This is a genomic window from Bradyrhizobium sp., assembly GCF_052389815.1.
GTDB lineage: Bacteria > Pseudomonadota > Alphaproteobacteria > Rhizobiales > Xanthobacteraceae > Bradyrhizobium.
This window is the reverse complement of the sequence record NZ_JBQTHN010000180.1, coordinates 1-16868: the sequence shown is the minus strand read 5'-3', so window position 1 is coordinate 16868 and position 16868 is coordinate 1. Positions and strand designations below refer to the sequence as shown.

Here is a 16868-nt window from a genome sequence, read left to right as displayed (position 1 = left end):
CGGGCTTCGGCTCGACCACGACCGGCTGACCAAGATCTTTCGATATCTGGTCGGCCATGATGCGCGACATCACGTCGGCATTGCCGCCCGCGGCAAAGCCGTGCACCAGCGACACCGGCCGCGTGGGCCAGGCGTCCTCGGCGGCGGCCATGCCTGGGCTAAGCGTCAGCGCGGAAAGAAACAGCAGGCCTGCGGTAAACCTCATCGTCATTCCTCCCTTGGCATTGCTTTTTGTTCGTGCGGTCGTTTCGACCTTTATTTCACCGGCGACGGCGGGCCGACGCCGAATCTTTCTGCAAGTTTCGCCAGACGCGAGACCGTACCCGATGCGAGCGGGATGCCGCTCGCCCGGCGCGCGGCAGCCTCGGCAAAACCGCGCTCGCCCGGCATCAGGATCGATGACGTGCCGGCCGCAAGCGGGACCGCTTTCAGCGCAAGCGCGAGATGCGCGACGTCCTGCGAGAAGCGATCAGAGCCGCCGAAAGCCTCGATCTGCACGGCGATCGCAAGGCCATTCATCCGGCCAGTGGCCTCACCGGAAAGCGCAGGCGCGATCACGGCGTTGTTGACGAGGACGCTCACGAGAATCTCGATCATCAGCGACAGACCGGAGCCCTTGGGGCCACCCAGCGGCGTCAACGTCGCGACTTGCTTCGGATCGGTCGTCGGCTGCCCCGCTTCGTCGACGCCCCAGTCCGGCGGAACGGATCTTCCGGCGTCCCTAGCGGCCATCACCTTGCCGAGCGCCACATTGGCGGTAGACATGTCGAGCACGATCGGCTCGCCGGTCGTGGGCACGGCAATCGCAAGCGGATTTGTCGAGACCGCCGAGCCGCGCGATCCCTGATAGGCCATCAGCGGTCCCGAGGCGGTCATCACGATGCCGACGAAACCCTCTTGCGCGGCCTGCAGCGCGTAGTAGCCGATCGCGCCGGCATGGGTGATGTTGCGCGCGGAGCACCAGCCTACGCCGAACTTCGAGGCCTGGTCGACGGCTTCCTGCATCGCAGCGATCATGGCTGACGCGCCGGGCGCGCGCGCGGCTTCAAGCACAGAGATCGCGCCCTTGCGTTCGACGACCGCAGGTTCAGCGCCGGGCACGATCGTTCCGGCCTCCACCATCTCGACATAACGGGGAATGCGCAGCACGCCGTGCGAATCCACGCCGCGCGCATTCGCCCACACCAGGACCTCGGCGGTCTGCTCCGCCTGCTGGCGGCCGAACCCGCCGCCCGCCAGCAGCGCGACGGCGTAGCGCTGCAGATCTTCTGGACGGAACAGGATGTTTGCCGCCAGGCTCGTCATCCGCGCCCCCGCAGCGGGGTCGGGAAGAACCGGTCGAGCCAGGAGCGGATCAGCACGCGGGTGCGCGGCGCATCCTTTTCCGACAGCGGGAAATGCGAGGTGCCGTTGACGATCATCAGTTCGGCGGGCTGGCCGGCCTTCTCGTAGAGCCGGATCGACTGCTCGGTCGGCGTGATGACGTCACCCGCGGTGTGGAACAGCAGCAGCGGACGCGGCGCGATGTTGGCGACGACATCCTCGGCGCGGAAATTGTACATGCTGATCGCGGTTTCGACCGGCACCTCCATCAGCGCCTTCGGCGACAGGTTGTTGCGCAGGCTTTCCGGAATCGGAACGACGTCGAAGCGCGACACCCACATGCTCTCGCCGGTCGCCGCCTTGTGCTTGCGACCCTGCTCCAGGATGCCGGTGAACTTCGCCCAGGCCTCCGGAGTCGGATGCTGGCCGCGGAACTTGCGTTCGCCGTCGCCCCAGCCGCAGGAGGAGATCACGCAGGCGAAGCGCTCGTCGATCCCGGCGGTATAAACCGCAACCGCCGCGCCAAAGCTGTGTCCGATGACGCCGATCCGCGCGGGATCGACCTCCTCGCGATCGGCGATGAAGCTGAAGGCGTTCTTGGTATCGGCGACCTGGTCGAAACAGCGCACCTGCCCGCGCGCGCCCTCGCTCTCGCCGCAGCCGCGCAGGTCGATGCGGAAGGCGCAGTAGCCGAACTCCTCCAGCATGCGGGCCTGCAGCTCGGCATGGGATTCGTCCTTGGTGCCGACGAAGCCGTGCAGCACGATGAAGCACGGCAGCCGCTCGCCGGGACGCCGCCCCTCGGGCACGTGCAGCACGCCGGACAGTTTCAGTCCGTCCGAGGTGAACGACAGCTTTTCCTGCATCTTCCGCTCCGTCGATGGCGTTGCGCGTGTTGCGAGCTCTACGCGATCAGGCCTTCGAAACCGGCGCGTAAGGGAAATGATGCGCCAGCCAGGGCTGCGGCGCCGGCGTGCCCCAGACATTGAGGGCGCGCACATTGTCCGGCCGCTTGATCTGGGTGATGACGTTCGGCTGATAATTGTCGTCGTCGGCGATCAGCGCCATGCCGCTCGAGCACTCGACCATCACGCCGGCCGCGTCAACGTAATAGGCGTAGACGTTGTCGCCGGGCCGGTGCCGCCCGGGTCCCCAGGCCATCTGCTTGTCGTACTGGTCGAGCAGATCGCCGAGCCGGCAATACTCGCCGAAGTCCTCCAGCTCGAAGGAATAATGATGCAGGCCGGTGGCGCCCCGCACGATGCCCATGATGTGATGCTGCCGGTTGGCGCCGCGCATCCAGATCAGACCGTCGTCGACCAGCTTCTCCGACAGCTTCAGCCCCATGATCTGCTCGACGTGGCGCTGCGTTTCCGCAGGCTCGGGTGAAGTGATGTTGACGTGGTCCATGCGGAGCGGATTGATCCCGGCGCCGAAGTGGCGGCGGTCGTAGATGCGATCGGGGATCGGCGTGTGGACCTCGAACGTGTGGCCCTGGGGTGTGGCAAACACCACGCCGGCCACACAGCAATCGAGCGACGGCTTCTCCGACAGCACCTTGCATCCCGCCTGCGGCACACGGGCGGCCGCCTCCTCCACCGCCTTGACTGAGACCGCCTCGAAGCCGACGGAGCGGACGGAATTGCTGTCGGCGCGATGCAGCACCAGCTCGGCGCTGCGGCCGTTGGAGGCGAGCCAAGCTTGCCTGGCGTCGTTGCGCGTCACATGCAGGCCGAGAATGCCGGTCGCCTCGCGCGTCACCGCGTCGACGTCGGCGACGTTGACCTGAACATGCCCGAGCGAATTCACGAGATAGGTCAATTGGGCCTCCCAGCGTTGCCGATGTTTCCCGACTTTGCTCTTTCGAGGGCTAGCATCGATTTTCAACGGTTGCAATAAGTTTCGAAACTTTTATAATATTCGACAATGATAGCGAGGCGCGGTGGTCGGCCGCCGGGCCTCCGCGAACATTTCGGTTCAGTTGAAAGAGCGAATCGGAAACGCTAGAAGCGCCGGCGCGCCGTACTTGCCTGGGAGCGGGTCCTGAATATCCAGCTGAAGAAATCGCCGCGGAACGCGCAAGCCAGCGACGACGATGCATCGCTGTCGAGCGGCCAGGACCTCCTGGCGCGGCTGCGCGCCGACATTGTCAAGCATACCTTCGCGCCGGAAACCAAGCTCAAGTTCTCCGACCTGACCGAGCGCTACGGGCTCGGCATCGGCACCCTGCGCGAGGCGCTGTCGCAGCTGGTGTCGGAAGGCTTCGTGACGCTGGAGGCCGGCAAGGGATTTCGCGTGGCGCCGGTGTCGCGGCGGGACCTTGCCGAGGTCACCGAGCATTATGTCAGTTTCGAGAAGCGCGCGCTGTCGCAGGCGATCGCCACCGGCGACGACGAATGGGAAACGGCGCTCGTCGCCTCCTTTCACAGCCTTAGCATCATCGAGGATCTATCCTGGGCCGAGCGGATGCGGCGTCACGGCGAATGGGTCGAGCGCCACCGCCGCTTCCATGAGGCCCTGGTCGCCGCCTGCGACGACCGCTGGCTGCTGCGGCTGCGCTCGCTGATGTTCTACCAGCTCGAGCGCTACCGCTTCCTGTCGAAGATGAACCGGGAGAAGAGCCCGACCCGCAAAGGCCCCGAGCATCGCGCCATCATGGAGGCGGCGGTGGCGCGCGACGTACAGAAGGCCACCGCGCTGCTGGAGCGGCACATCCGCGATACGTCCGAGTCGATTCTGGGGACGCTGGCCTAGCACGATGTGCGCCGAGGCCGCTGGGCTCGATCGTCAATGCGAGGAGCGAAGCGACCGAAGTAATCCACCTATCCCCGGGAGGATAGATGGATTGCTTCGCTTCGCTCGCAATGACGGCGAGAGGCTGTCACCACAGCGTCTTCCGCGCCCGCTCCGGCCATTCGCGATCGTATTTCTCGCCGCCGACCCTGTTGTCGCTCATGCTGGCGAGGATCACGCCGGGCGTCGGCAGCGTCCGGGGGTCGACGCGCTTGTCGGGATTCCAGAGGTCGGAGCGCACGATGGCGCGGGCGCACTGGAAGTAGAGCTGCTCGATCGTCATCACGATCACGCTGCGCGGCGCCTTGCCTTCCATGGCGAAGGACGCCAGCAGCGCCGCGTCGGTGGAAAGATGCGCGTGGCCGTTGATGCGCAGCGTGGTGCCGGCGCCGGGGATCAGGAACAGCAGCGCGACGCGGGGATCGCGCACGATGTTGCGCAGGGAATCGACGCGGTTGTTGCCGCGGCGGTCCGGCATCATCAGCGTGTTGTCGTCATGGATGCGAACGAAGCCGGCGAGGCCGCCGCACGGCGAGCAGTCGAGCCCCTCCGGGCCGCAGGTCGCCAGCGCCACGAACGGCGATTTCTCGATCAGGACGCGGTACGGCGGCGTGACGCGGTCCGCGACCTTCACCGTTGAGGCGTCGTTGGGAGAACCGTAGATCGCCTCCAGCTGCTCGATGGTCGAGATCACCGTCATCGCCTTCTCCAGCAATACCCTGCCCGTCCGTCTGTCCTGCGCAAATGCCGCGCAGCAGCGGGCCGGGTGATATCCCGCGCGCGGCGCGTTGACAACGCCCGATCGATTCCGCCAACCGAAACAGGCTTGCGGTCGTGCCGGTCTGTCACACGATGTCGCCGGACTTTCTCGTCAGGTCTCAGCCGCGACCCATCGAGTAGAACTCGGCGTTCGGACGCATGCTTGTCACGTTGGCAAGCCGGTTCGACAGGCCGAAGAAGGCCGAGATCGCGGCGATGTCCCAGATGTCCTCCTCGGTGAATCCGTGCGACCTCAGCGTGGCAAAGTCGGCCTCGGACACCTTCTGGGCCTCGGTCGAGACCCGAACAGCGAAGTCCAGCATCGCCTTCTGGCGATCGGTGATGTCGGCCTTGCGGTAGTTGATGGCGACCTGATCGGCGATGAGCGGGTCCTTGGCCCGTATCCGCAGGATAGCGCCATGCGCGACCACGCAATACTGACACTGGTTGAGATTGCTGGTCGCAACCACGATCATCTCGCGCTCGGCTTTGGTCAGGTTGCCGGGCTTGTCCATCAGCGCGTCGTGATAGGCAAAGAACGCGCGAAACTCGTCCGGCCGGTGCGCGAGCACGAGAAAGACATTCGGAATGAAGCCCGACTTCTCCTGGACGGCCAGGATGCGGCTGCGGATGTCGTCGGGCATGTCCGCGAGATCGGGGACAGGGAAGCGACTGACTGCAGGTGCTTGGGTCATGATTTTGGATCCCGGGTTACTACTCGTTGGAAGTTGGCACGATCATGACGCTGTCGCAGCCCACCAGCGTGGCGCCGCGCAGGATGAAGGGGCGCGACAGCGGGAAAGCTCGGTCGATCCTGCGGACAGTCGGCTGCCATCGCATTCGATCGGGACGACTCTGAAATTCGTACGCCCCGTCATCGCCCCTCACTCCTTGCCCGGACCATCGCAAGGAAGCCTTCGGCGAAGACGTCGAGCGCGTCGGGGCGTCGTTCGAGTTTCGCGCGCAGCACCGCGCCCTCCCAGCCGGTCCAGAAGAACTGAGCGAGGCCTTCGCAGTCGATGCTTCCGGCAATCTCGCCCGCCTCTTGCGCCGCGCGCAGGCAACGGGACGTTCGCGCCTCCCAGTCCCGGAAGACGGCGGCGAGGCGCTTTCTGAACGGCTCGGGCAGGACGCCCATCTCCTGACCGAGATTCCCAACGAGGCAACCGCGCCGGTAGCCGTAGCGCACCATCCCCGACCGGGCGTCTGCCATGAAATCGCGAAGACGGTCGAGCGGAGCACGATCCGTGTTGTCGAACCATCGGTCCAATTTGCCGGCAAAATAGGCGGCATAGGCGTCGATCAGTTCGAGACCGAAGGTCTCCTTGCTGTCGAAGTAGTGGTAAAATGACCCTTTTGGCACCCCTGCTGCTTCCAGCATCTCCTCAACCCCGACGGCACTGAAGCCCTTCTCGGTCAGGATGGCGACGCCAGTGCGCAAGAGCCGCGCGCGCGGCGCGTTCGGCCGCGTCTGGTCCTTGGGCGGACGGCCACGGCGACGAGGTTGGGTCGATGAGGAAACCGCTCTCATGGCAAATTATTAGACCGATTGTCTAGGAAACTCAACCGCGCGCGCCATGGTCGATACCGTTCGCTCGAAATGGAAGCGCTGGGCGAGTGCGCGGCGCGCCGTCGCATGACATTGCTGAAAATCGTAGCGCGGCGTGGGAAATAGTGGCCCGTGGCAGTGGGGAGCGCCTCGACCCCCCAACGAAAATCAGCTGCTCAAACGGTTTCTCTCGCTAAGGCGTTGATTGGTGGGCGCACCAGGGCTCGAACCTGGGACCCGCTGATTAAGAGTCAGCTGCTCTACCAACTGAGCTATGCGCCCGGAACCGGTCCGGAAAAAGCCTTCGCGAGACGGCGTCGTTTAGCAAAGCGACCCCCCATTGTCCAGCAATGGCGCACGAGTTTTCCCGATCTTTGAGGAACGCCCGGAACGGCGAAAAGCCGCTGGATTCCAGCGGCTTCGCACAATATCGGGAATTAGCGGCCGAACGGTCAGAGCCGCTCGGGGCCGCCCCTGCCCGGCCCGCCGTCGCGGTCGTACCGGTGGTGCTCGAAATGGCGGAACCGGGGCCCGTCGTCGCGGTCGGAACCGCGGTCCATCATGTGGTGGCGCCAGCCGCCGTGACGGCCGTCCATGCGGGTCAGGATGGAAAGACGGCGCTTCTGGCCTTCGTCGAGGGTCTTGTAGAGCGGGTCGGCCGCATCGGCGATCTTCTTCATCGCGGCGGCGGATGCCGCCATGTTGTCGGCGCGCTCGCGCAGGCGGGTCACCGGATCCGGCCCGGCGCTGTCGGCCGGCGCATTCATCCGCGCGTTGGCGCGATCGATGCGCAGCTTGGCGAACTCGCGCACCGCCGCCTCGACCGGCGACCACAGCTTTTCCTGGTCCGCGTTCAGCTTCAGCCCGGCATGCACCGCGGCGATGCGCGCATCGACGAAGGCGGCGCGATCCTCCGGCGCCATCCGCATATGGCCCCAGTGCCCGCGATGCTGGTGGGCGTAAACTGCCGTCGAGCCGGCGATGGCGAGCGCGGCGACGCCGGCGATCCAGAATTTCCTCATGCGAACCTCCATGCAAAAAGGTTCGCCGAGAATGTGCACGCGATCGCCGCTGTTCAACTTAACGATTGGACAGAACGCCCTCTCTTACCAAGATGTAATCTGCGATTGCGACCAAGTCGCAATCGCCCGCCCCTGACGCAAACCGCTACAGCATGCCGAGCACGCGCGGCAGCCACAGCGAAATCTCCGGCACGTAGGTGACGATGCCAAGGAAGACCAGCATGGTCAAAAGCCACGGCCACACCGCGATGGTGAGCTCGGTGATGCCCATCTTGGCGATCCCCGAGGCGACATAGAGGTTGAGCCCGACCGGCGGGTGGCACATGCCGACCTCCATGTTGACCACCATCAGGATGCCGAGATGCACCGGATGGATGCCGAGCTTCACCGCGACGGGGAAGAGAATCGGCCCCATGATCAGCACGATCGAGGACGGCTCCATGAAGTTGCCGGCGAGCAGCAACAGCACGTTGACGACCAAGAGGAAGATGATCCAGTCGACGCCGACCGAGGAGATCCAGGTTGCGATCGCCTGCGGAATGTTCTCGTTCGCCATCAGGAAGGAGAACAGCACCGCATTGGTGATGATGTAGAGGATCATCGCGCTCATATTCGCCGAGCCGAGCAGCACTCGCGGCACGTCCCTCAGCGTCATGTCGCGGTAGACGAACACGGCGATCACGAAGGCATAGACCGCGCTGATCGCGGCAGCCTCGGTCGGCGTGAAGATGCCGGCATAGATGCCGCCGAGCACGATGGCGATCAGCAGCAGTCCCCACACGCATTTGCGGAACGCGGCGATGCGCTCGCCCCAGCCAGCCTTCGGCAGCCGCGGATAGTCATTGCGCCAGGCGCGATAGAAGGTGGTCAAGCCGAGCAGCGTCGCCAGCATCAGGCCGGGGATCACGCCGGCGATGAACATCTGGCCGACGGAGGCCGACGATACGCGCTGGCCGGCCGGATCGAGCGCGACGCTGCCGCCGGTCGCCACGCAATAGATCACCATGACGATCGAGGGCGGGATCAGGATGCCGAGCGCGCCAGACGTCGCGATGACGCCGGCACCGAAGCGCTTGGGGTATCCCTGCTTCACCATCGCCGGCAGCATGATCGCGCCGATCGCGATCACGGTCGCCGGCGAGGAGCCGGAGACCGCGGCAAACAGCGCGCAGGCCATCACGGCGGCGAGCCCCATGCCGCCATACCAGTGCCCGACCATCGACCTCGCAAAATCGATCATGCGTCTGGCGACGCCGCCATGGGTGAGGAAGTTGCCGGCCAGGATGAAGAACGGGATCGCCATGATCTCGAAATGGTCGATGCCGGTGAAAAGCTTCAGCGCCACCGACTCGGTCGGCACCTGCGTCATCGTGTAGATGAAGGTGAGCACGGTGAGGCCGAGCGCGATCGAGATCGGCATGCCCGTGAGCATCAGGGCGATCAGCAGCCCGAAGATGATGAAGGAGGTCATCGCGTCACCTCCGCAGCGCCAATCCCTGGCTCCTCGACGTCAACGCCCTCGACCTGGGCGTGATCGTGATGCGGCAGCTCGCCGGTGAAGACGTAGTTCCAGGCGACCTGCAGGAAGCGGAAGCACATCAGATAGGAGCCGAGCGGTATGCAGAGATAGACGAGCCAGCTCGGAATCTCGAGATCGGGCGACACCTGGTCGGTATAATAGAGCCCGTACACGAACTTCGCGCCCATGGTGCCGATCACGGCGGTGAAGAAAGCGCCGCAGAACAGCCCGAATAGCACGACATAGTTGCGCCACGGCGATTTCAGCTGATTGACCACGACATCGACGCCGACGTGAATGCCGGTGCGCACGCCGTATGCGGCGCCGAACTTCGCCACCCAGATGAACATGTAGATGCAAAGCTCCTGCGCCCAGGACAGGTTGATCGGGAACAGGATCGGAAACAGGAAGGGCACACCCAGCAAATAGCGGTGGCACACGGCGACGAAGATGATGACGGTCGCGAGCGCCATCAGCGTCGCGATCACTATCTCCTCAAGCCTGTCGAGGATGCGAAGCAGTATCAATTTCCCCCCCCAAGGGCCCGGTCCGCGCCAGGCCCTTCATCGTCCTTCGCGGCAACAGCCGCTGTCCCCCCGGACATGAAGGGCTTCCGCTCCAAAATGCGGAAGCCCTTCATGATATCCCTAGTTGGTGGCGCCCCGGGTCTCCTTCAGGAACTCGTCGATCACCGGCTGGCCGACGCGGCCGGCGACGTCCTTGTAGACGCCCTCCATCGCCTTGCGCATCGCGGCGTCCTGGTCGGGCGTCAGCTTGATGATCTCGCTCTTGCCGCTCTTCTTGATCTCGGCCATCGCGTCGTCGTTTTCCTTCTTCGACTGGGCGTTGCCGAAGGCAGTGGCTTCCTTCATCGCCTTCTCGCACTGTGCGCGGATGTCCGCCGGCAGGCCGTCCCAGAACTTCTTGTTGGTGACCACGATGTAGCCGATATAGCCGTGGTTGGTCTCGGTGATGTACTTCTGAACCTCGTGCATCTTCTGGGTATAGATGTTCGACCAGGTGTTCTCCTGCCCGTCGACGACGCCGGTCTGCAGCGCCTGGTAGACTTCCGAGAACGCCATCACCTGCGGCACCACGCCGAGCCCGCGGAACTGGGCTTCCAGCACCTTCGAGGACTGGATACGGAACTTCAGGCCCTTGTAGTCGGCCGGCGTGATGAGCTTCTTGTTGGCGCTCATCTGCTTGAAGCCGTTGTCCCAATAGGCGAGGCCGGTCATGCCCTTGGCATCGAGCAGCTTCAGCAGCTTGGCGCCGAGCGGACCGTCGGTGACTTTGCGCAGCGCCTTGGTATCCGGGAGGACGTAAGGCAGGTCGAACACCTCGAACTCCTTGACGCCGATCGGCCCGAACTTGGAGTTCGACGGCGCCAGCATCTGCACCGCGCCTAGCTGCAGCGCTTCCAGCTCTTCCTTGTCCTTGTAAAGCTGCGAGTTCGGATAGACCTCAACCTTCACCTTGCCGCCGGTGTACTTCTCGGCGAGCTCCTTGAACTTCTCCGAGGCCAATCCCTTAGGCGTGTTGGTGGCGACGACGTGGCTGAACTTGATGACGATCGGCGACTGCGCGCTCGCAGGTCCGACAAGGCCGAGTGCTGCGATGGATGCAGCGGCAAACAGTATCTTTCGCATTAGGACTTCCTCCCGGTTTCTCCAGCGTCCGAGCGCCGTTTGTTGGCCGCACCCGGACGAATTGGTGTGAAGCGGCGCAACCGCGACGGGCGCACCGTTACATATCATCCAATCTAAACACTATCGCCCGATAGCAGGGCGCATTGTTTTTTGCTGCATCGCAAAAATGCAGCATCGTGTCCTCCCTCGTTCCGTGACAGCGTCTTTCTTGTCGTCCGGCACGGTCTGTCGCAGGTGCCGGCGCTTCTTGAACTCGGCATTGAGCAAGCGACGTGCCAAGCCTTTCGTCAAGGCGCATCTCATTGATTCCGTTCCGGTTGATCCATCGTCGCCGGTCTTCGCGACGTCGCGAAAGTGCGAACATCCGCACACGCGCGTTCGGTGGAATGCGGCCTTCCGCGCGGTCGCCGCAAGCGGGATTCTTTCCCCTCAGGATTTCGCCTCCCTGTATTTGCTCTGGTCGATGCCGTGGCGGTGCAGCTTGTCGTAGAAGGTCTTGCGGGGGATGCCGAGCGCTTCCAGCGTACCCTGGATGTCGCCGCGAGAAGCGGTCAGTGCCTCGCGGATCAGCGAGCCTTCATAGGCCTCGACCCGCTTCGGCAACGGCAGGAACTCGCCGCCCGGCGAGGCATCGCCATCGAGGCCGAGCGCCACGCGCTCCGCATAATGGGCGAGCTCGCGGATGTTGCCGGGCCATGAATGCTCCAGCAGGAAATGCTGCTCGCGATGGCCGATCGCAGGCTGCGCGCGGCCGAAGCGCCTCGCGGCACGCGCCAGGAAATGGCCGAACAGCAGCGGAATGTCGGCGCGGCGCTCGCGCAAGGGCGGGATTCTGATCTTCACCACATGCAGGCGATAGTAGAGGTCCTCGCGGAAGCTGCCCTGCTTCGCCAGCGCCAGCAGATCGACCTTGGTCGCCGCCACGATGCGGATGCTCACCCGCCGGACATCGTTGGTGCCGAGCGGGGTGATCTGCCGCGTCTCGAGCACGCGAAGCAGCTTGACCTGCAGCGCGGGCGACATCGCCTCGATCTCGTCGAGGAACAACGTTCCGCCCTGCGCGTGCTCAATCCGGCCGATCCGCTTCTTCAGCGCGCCGGTGAAGGCGCCGGGCTCGTGACCGAACAATTCGCTTTCGATCATGGTCTCGGGCAGCGCGCCGCAATTCACCGCGACGAACGGCCGGTCGGCGCGGTTGCTCCAGCTGTGCAGGGCGTTCGCCGCGACGTCCTTGCCGCTGCCGGTCTCGCCTTCGATCAGCACGTCGACGTCGGTATCCGCGATCTGCCGCAGCGTGTTGCGCAGGAGCTCGATGCTGCGGTCAGAGCCGATCAGCATGCCGTCGTCGGCCGCGGCCTCGGCCGCGCGCCGCAGCGCCCGGTTTTCCAGAACGAGGCGGCGGCGGTCGAGCGCATGGCGGATGCTGCCGAGCAGACGCTCCGAGGCGTAGGGCTTGGCGAGGAAGTCGTAGGCGCCTTCCCGCATCGCATCGACCGCCATGGCGATGTCGCCATGACCGGTGATGAGGATGACGGGGATTTCGGGGTCGACCAGCCTGAGCCGCCGGAACAGTTCCAGCCCGTCGATGCGAGGCATGCGGACATCGGTCACGACGACGCCGGGGAAGTCCGCGTCGATCGCCTCGAGCACGGCGGCGGCCGAAGCGAACGGGGCGACGTTCAGTCCCGCCAGCAGCAGCGACTGCACGTTGGCCGCCCGCAGGGCTTCGTCGTCATCGACGAAGGCGACATCGGTCATCGGCACCTCGGAATGGTCATGACGAACATGGCGCCGCCCCCGGCGGCGTTGCCGGCGGCGAGCCCGCCGCCGAACTCGGTGAGAATGTCCTTCGAGATGACGAGGCCAAGTCCGAGCCCGGTCGCCTTGGTGGTGGCAAACGGCACGAACAACGACTGCATCGCGACTTCGGAAAGCCCCTCCCCGTTGTCGGACAGGGTCACCGAGGCCGCTTCGTCGGTCGCCGCCGCCGCGATACGGATCTGCGGATCGGGGCGGCCTTCGAGCGCATCGATCGCATTCTGCAACAGGTTGACGAAGACCTGCTCAAGCCGCACCCGGTCGGCGGCCACGACGATGTCTGCGTCGAGCTCGAGCGAGAAGCCGATGTCCTGCTGACGCAGCCGGTGACCGACGAGCAGTAGCGCGCCGTCGATGCTGGCGCGCAGCGAGACGGGCTCGATCCGGCCCGGGGACTTGCGGGCGAAGGCGCGCAGCTCCGACGTGATCGAACCGATGCGGTCGGTCAGGCCGGCGATGGTCGACAGATTGTCGCTCGCCTGCGTGCGCTCGTCGCGCTCGAGCAGGATGCAGCCGTTTTCGGCCAAGGTGCGGATCGTCGCCACCGGCTGGTTGATCTCGTGGGCGACGCTCGCTGCGATCTGCCCCAGCAAGGTCAGCTTGTTGGCCTGCACCAGCTCGTCGCGCAGTTGCTCGATCACCGCCTGGTGGCGTTGGCGCTGCTCCATTTCGGCGCGCAGCCGCTGATTGGCGTCCTCCAGATCGAGCGTGCGGTCCTTGACCCGCGTTTCGAGCTCGCGCCTCGTTGCCTCCGAGCGGGCGAGCTTTTCGAGGCGGCTGCGATGGCGCACGCGCAGCAGAGCGACGCCCCCAATTCCAATCAGTCCCGCCAGCCAGGCGAGCGAGCGCGCCGCCGTGGTCGCGATCGGCACGGTGGCCTGGGTCGGAGCCAGCAGGTGGAGAGTCCAGTTGGTGCCCGGAACGGCTTCCGATACCTGGACGAACTCAGCAGGCGATTTGGCGCGCGGCGGGCGCAATGCGACGGTACCGTCGGCCTTGCCGGCACGGATGGGCAACGGCTCGAGCCGGTGATCGCCGAATTGCAGGCTGCTCCGCAATTCCAGTTTACGGTCGGGCGGGATCGGCGCCATCGACATGAAGCGCCACGACGCCTCGCTCGTCACCAGCACGATGCCGTGGTCGTCGGCAACGACGATCGGTTCGGCAAAGCGAGCCCACTGCTGCTCGATGGCATCGAATTCCACCTTGACGACCATCACTCCGAGCGGGCCGTCCGGCCCGGTGATCCGCCGCGACAGATAGAATCCGGGCTTGTGGCTGATGGTGCCGAGCGCGAACTCCTGGCCGCTGCCGGTCTCCATGGCGTGCTTGTAGTAGTGACGGAACGCGTAATTGTTGTGGGTGAAGCTCGTCGGGGTGTCGTAATTGCTGGCGGCAATCGCGGTGCCGCGGCGATCCAGCAGATAGATGACGCCGGCGTGCGTGCCCTCGCTCAGTTTCGCCAGCTTGAGGTTCAGGTTCGCCGTCGGCTCCGGATCTTCCGAGGTCAGCGCGTCCACCACGTCGGGGTCCTGGCTCAGCACGAACGGCAACGCGCGATGCTTGTCGAGTTCGCTCTGCAGGACGGCCACGCGCTGCGAGGCCATCGCTGCGGCCTCGTTGCGCAATTCGCCGATCGCCCGGTATTCGGCCCACTTCTGCGCGCCGCGATCGAGCGCCAGCAGCAGCAACGCCGCGGCGGCGAACGGCAACAGTCGGCGCAGCGGGCGCCCGCCCACTTCCCTGGCAAATGGCTGCGCCATGCCCCCCGTCTCTCCCTTTGCCGGACTGTGCGGAAAATCGCGCCGGATGTCCAGATGACCGTCCTAATGAGTATTTTTATTATGTAATTTCAATAGCTTATATATTCGTCGATCTATGGCGAAAGTCCGCACAAGGGCGATCAGACGTAAGAAACGGCCTCCTGAAAACGCGAAACGCGGCGCCGGAGCGCCGCGTGAATTGTTCATACCGTCATTCCGGGGCGCACGAAGTGCGAACCCGGAACGACGAAAACAAACGTCAGCCCGCGGCGGCCGTCGAGGACGGCATGTCGCGCTGGCGCTTCATGACGATCTTGTTCAGCGCGCCGAGATAGGCCTTGGCCGAGGCCACCAGCGTATCCGGATCCGCCGCGCGCGCCGTCATCGAGCGGCCCTCATGGGCGAGACGGACGGAGACTTCCGCCTGCGCGTCGGTGCCCTCGGTCACCGCGTGCACCTGGTAGAGTTCGAGCTTGGCCTCGTGCGGCACCAGGCGCTTGATGCAGTTGAACACCGCATCGACCGGACCGTTGCCCTCGGCTTCCTCGATCCTGATCTGGCCGTCGACGTCGAGCTTCATGGTGGCGCGCTGCGGGCCGTGGGTGCCCGCGATGACCGTCAGCGAGGTCAGCTTGATGCGGTCGTGCGAGGCCGCCATCTCCTCGTCGACCAGCGCCTCGATGTCCTCGTCGTAGATGTCCTTCTTGCGGTCGGCCAGCGCCTTCATGCGGTTGAAGGCGTCCTCCAGCTGGTTGGCGCCGAGCTTGTAGCCCATCTCTTCCAACTTGTGCACGAAGGCGTGGCGGCCGGAATGCTTTCCCAGCACCAGCGAGGACTGCTTCAGGCCGACCATCTCGGGGCGCATGATCTCGTAGGTCGAGGCGTCCTTCAGCACGCCGTCCTGGTGGATGCCGCTCTCATGGGCGAAGGCGTTACGGCCGACGATCGCCTTGTTGTACTGCACCGGGAACGAGGTCGCGGCCGACACCACCTTCGAGGCGCGGGTCAGCTGCGTGGTGTCGATCTTGTTCCAGAACGGAAACTTGTCGTTCCGGACCTTCATCGCCATCACGATTTCTTCGAGCGCCGCGTTGCCGGCGCGCTCACCGATGCCGTTGATGGTACACTCGACCTGCCGCGCGCCGCCGACGACGCCGGCCAGCGAGTTGGCGACGGCCATGCCGAGGTCGTTGTGGCAATGCACGGAAAACACCGCCTTGTCGGAGTTCGGAACCCGCTCGATCAGCGTCTTCATGAAGTGGGTGTATTCCTCCGGCACCGTGTAACCGACCGTGTCGGGGATGTTCACCGTGGTGGCGCCGGCCTTGATGACCGCTTCCACGATCCGGCACAGGAAATCCATTTCGCTGCGGGTGCCGTCTTCCGCCGACCATTCGACGTCGTCGATCTGGTTGCGGGCACGGGCGACGTTAGCGATCGAGAGCTCCATCACCTGCTCCGGCGTCATGTTCAGCTTGACGCGCATGTGCAGCGGCGAGGTCGCGATCACCGTGTGGACGCGGCCGCGCTTGGCGAACTTCACGGCTTCGGCGCAGCGGTCGATATCCTTGGGATTGGCACGGGACAGGCCGGCGATGACGGCATTCTTGGAGCGGCGGGCGATCTCGCTGACCGCCTGGAAATCGCCTTCCGAGGTGATGGGAAAGCCGGCCTCGATCACGTCGACGCCCATGTCGTCGAGCAATTCGGCGACCTCGAGCTTCTCCTCGAAGGTCATGGTCGCGCCGGGGCACTGCTCGCCGTCGCGCAGCGTGGTGTCGAAAATGATGACGCGGTCCTTTTCGGACTTGTTGACGGGTTTCATGCTTGCAAATTCCTCTTGGGTCGTGCGCCGCTCACCGGGCGCTGAAGGGTTTTCTCGATCTTACGCGAACCCCCTGAGTGCCCAGGCGCAAACCGCCCAGACGGCCCTCAGGGGCCGATAAGAAGCAGAAGCCCGCCAATAAGCAGGGTGGGCAGGGACGCAGCCGGGATCGCGGGCACGCGGACGGCCGAGGCCGCCCCACCCAAAACCCCGCAATTTTCGCCGCGAATCAGCATTACCAGACCCTGTGAGTGCGGAATCCTCGGCCAAAACCGTTGACGGTTCGTTGCCGGGCCACCCGCGCCCGGTCGTTCTAGACGAGATAGGCCAACGGCCGCAATGGCAAAGAAGGGTCAGAAGGGGTGTCCTTTTTCGGCCCCGGTCTCGTGCCCCGGACGCAGCGCAGCGCGATAAGCGCGTTCACGCGCGTCTTTGACGCGCTTTGGCTCTTGCATCGTGGTGCGCTGCTGAGCCGGGGCCTATCCGCGTGAGGCAAGAAAGTGTGGGTCCCGGTTCTGCGAAGCAGCGCCATAGCGCGTCAAAGACGCGCGTAAACGCGCTTTTGGCGCTGCATCGCGCCCGGGACACGAGAGCGGAATACTGACCGTCATTGCGAGGAGCGACAGCGACGAAGCAATCCATCTGTCCCCGCGGGGAGAGATGGATTGCTTCGCTTCGCTCGCAATGACGGGAAACATGAGTTCTCATTCCCGCGACACGTTTTCGCCCGGGTCTTGCAAATTCGTTGCTCCCTCTTCGAAAAGAGGGCGCGGAGAAGGCCGGGCGCCGGCTGCGCCCGCAGCACCGTGTGCAACGGTAGTAAGAAAACGCACACGGATTTGACAGGT

15 protein-coding genes, 1 tRNA gene and 1 pseudogene are annotated in these 16868 nt (G+C 64.7%); 1 reads left to right on the top strand and 16 read right to left on the bottom strand.

The genetic code is table 11. From position 1 onward, the window contains the following. The 4 genes and pseudogenes from ACT4OC_RS26125 to ACT4OC_RS26110 form a co-directional block, all read right to left on the bottom strand. Positions 1–205: pseudogene (locus ACT4OC_RS26125) on the bottom strand (tripartite tricarboxylate transporter substrate binding protein); the annotation flags it as partial. A 50-nt stretch (positions 206–255) separates the two neighbouring features. Further along, entirely contained in the window at positions 256–1305 is a 1050-nt protein-coding gene (locus ACT4OC_RS26120) for an Ldh family oxidoreductase (RefSeq protein ID WP_444841927.1), read from the bottom strand. After that, entirely contained in the window at positions 1302–2189 is an 888-nt protein-coding gene (locus tag ACT4OC_RS26115) for an alpha/beta hydrolase (RefSeq protein ID WP_444841926.1), read from the bottom strand. Before ACT4OC_RS26115 ends, ACT4OC_RS26120 begins: the two co-directional genes overlap by 4 nt. 46 nt (positions 2190–2235) lie before the next feature. Further along, positions 2236–3144 carry a VOC family protein gene (locus tag ACT4OC_RS26110; protein ID WP_444841925.1) on the bottom strand — a complete coding sequence of 303 codons (909 nt, stop codon included), beginning with the start codon at positions 3142–3144 and terminating at the stop codon, positions 2236–2238. 222 nt (positions 3145–3366) lie between these two features. Between ACT4OC_RS26110 and ACT4OC_RS26105 the strand changes: the two genes are divergently transcribed. Further along, positions 3367–4077 carry an FCD domain-containing protein gene (locus ACT4OC_RS26105; protein WP_444841929.1) on the top strand — a complete coding sequence of 237 codons (711 nt, stop codon included), beginning with the start codon at positions 3367–3369 and terminating at the stop codon, positions 4075–4077. A 127-nt stretch (positions 4078–4204) separates the two neighbouring features. On the opposite strand, the gene ACT4OC_RS26100 is transcribed toward ACT4OC_RS26105, so the two are convergent. The 12 genes from ACT4OC_RS26100 to ACT4OC_RS26045 form a co-directional block, all read right to left on the bottom strand. Then, a complete protein-coding gene (locus ACT4OC_RS26100) occupies positions 4205–4816 on the bottom strand; it encodes a pyridoxamine 5'-phosphate oxidase family protein (RefSeq protein WP_444841924.1) in 612 nt (203 codons plus the stop codon). Positions 4817–4994: 178 nt separating this feature from the next. Continuing rightward, positions 4995–5570, bottom strand: a complete 576-nt coding sequence (locus ACT4OC_RS26095; RefSeq protein ID WP_444841923.1) for a peroxidase-related enzyme — start codon at positions 5568–5570, stop codon at positions 4995–4997. A gap of 19 nt (positions 5571–5589) precedes the next feature. Beyond that, complete coding sequence (locus ACT4OC_RS26090) at positions 5590–5715, bottom strand: hypothetical protein (RefSeq protein WP_444841922.1); 126 nt, start codon at positions 5713–5715, stop codon at positions 5590–5592. Between the two features lie 34 nt (positions 5716–5749). Further along, on the bottom strand, positions 5750–6406 hold the full coding sequence (gene acuR, locus ACT4OC_RS26085) for an acrylate utilization transcriptional regulator AcuR (RefSeq protein ID WP_444841921.1): 657 nt from the start codon (positions 6404–6406) through the stop codon (positions 5750–5752). A gap of 224 nt (positions 6407–6630) precedes the next feature. Beyond that, positions 6631–6706, bottom strand: a tRNA-Lys gene (locus ACT4OC_RS26080). Between the two features lie 170 nt (positions 6707–6876). Beyond that, positions 6877–7446, bottom strand: a complete 570-nt coding sequence (locus ACT4OC_RS26075; RefSeq protein WP_444841920.1) for a Spy/CpxP family protein refolding chaperone — start codon at positions 7444–7446, stop codon at positions 6877–6879. Between the two features lie 145 nt (positions 7447–7591). Next, positions 7592–8917, bottom strand: coding sequence for a TRAP transporter large permease (locus ACT4OC_RS26070; protein ID WP_444841919.1), 1326 nt, complete (start codon positions 8915–8917; stop codon positions 7592–7594). Further along, positions 8914–9489 (bottom strand): TRAP transporter small permease, encoded by a 576-nt coding sequence (locus ACT4OC_RS26065; RefSeq protein WP_444841928.1) that lies wholly within the window; start codon positions 9487–9489, stop codon positions 8914–8916. The genes ACT4OC_RS26070 and ACT4OC_RS26065 overlap by 4 nt, the downstream gene beginning before the upstream one ends. Positions 9490–9612: 123 nt before the next feature. Continuing rightward, complete coding sequence (locus ACT4OC_RS26060) at positions 9613–10614, bottom strand: TRAP transporter substrate-binding protein (protein ID WP_444841918.1); 1002 nt, start codon at positions 10612–10614, stop codon at positions 9613–9615. A gap of 429 nt (positions 10615–11043) precedes the next feature. Then, positions 11044–12372 (bottom strand): sigma-54-dependent transcriptional regulator, encoded by a 1329-nt coding sequence (locus ACT4OC_RS26055; protein ID WP_444841917.1) that lies wholly within the window; start codon positions 12370–12372, stop codon positions 11044–11046. Continuing rightward, positions 12369–14195, bottom strand: a complete 1827-nt coding sequence (locus ACT4OC_RS26050) for an ATP-binding protein (protein ID WP_444841916.1) — start codon at positions 14193–14195, stop codon at positions 12369–12371. The genes ACT4OC_RS26055 and ACT4OC_RS26050 overlap by 4 nt, the downstream gene beginning before the upstream one ends. 259 nt (positions 14196–14454) lie before the next feature. Continuing rightward, positions 14455–16020, bottom strand: a complete 1566-nt coding sequence (locus ACT4OC_RS26045; protein ID WP_444841915.1) for a 2-isopropylmalate synthase — start codon at positions 16018–16020, stop codon at positions 14455–14457. Positions 16021–16868 lie beyond the last annotated feature (848 nt).

Coding starts and splice junctions, on each gene's coding strand:
- ACT4OC_RS26120 (WP_444841927.1), bottom strand. CDS start 1,305: ATGACGAGCCTGGCGGCAAACATCCTGTTCCGTCCAGAAGATCTGCAG.
- ACT4OC_RS26115 (WP_444841926.1), bottom strand. CDS start 2,189: ATGCAGGAAAAGCTGTCGTTCACCTCGGACGGACTGAAACTGTCCGGC.
- ACT4OC_RS26100 (WP_444841924.1), bottom strand. CDS start 4,816: ATGACGGTGATCTCGACCATCGAGCAGCTGGAGGCGATCTACGGTTCT.
- ACT4OC_RS26095 (WP_444841923.1), bottom strand. CDS start 5,570: ATGACCCAAGCACCTGCAGTCAGTCGCTTCCCTGTCCCCGATCTCGCG.
- ACT4OC_RS26090 (WP_444841922.1), bottom strand. CDS start 5,715: ATGCGATGGCAGCCGACTGTCCGCAGGATCGACCGAGCTTTCCCGCTG.
- acuR (WP_444841921.1), bottom strand. CDS start 6,406: ATGAGAGCGGTTTCCTCATCGACCCAACCTCGTCGCCGTGGCCGTCCG.
- ACT4OC_RS26075 (WP_444841920.1), bottom strand. CDS start 7,446: ATGAGGAAATTCTGGATCGCCGGCGTCGCCGCGCTCGCCATCGCCGGC.
- ACT4OC_RS26070 (WP_444841919.1), bottom strand. CDS start 8,917: ATGACCTCCTTCATCATCTTCGGGCTGCTGATCGCCCTGATGCTCACG.
- ACT4OC_RS26060 (WP_444841918.1), bottom strand. CDS start 10,614: ATGCGAAAGATACTGTTTGCCGCTGCATCCATCGCAGCACTCGGCCTT.
- ACT4OC_RS26055 (WP_444841917.1), bottom strand. CDS start 12,372: ATGACCGATGTCGCCTTCGTCGATGACGACGAAGCCCTGCGGGCGGCC.
- ACT4OC_RS26050 (WP_444841916.1), bottom strand. CDS start 14,195: ATGGCGCAGCCATTTGCCAGGGAAGTGGGCGGGCGCCCGCTGCGCCGA.
- ACT4OC_RS26045 (WP_444841915.1), bottom strand. CDS start 16,020: ATGAAACCCGTCAACAAGTCCGAAAAGGACCGCGTCATCATTTTCGAC.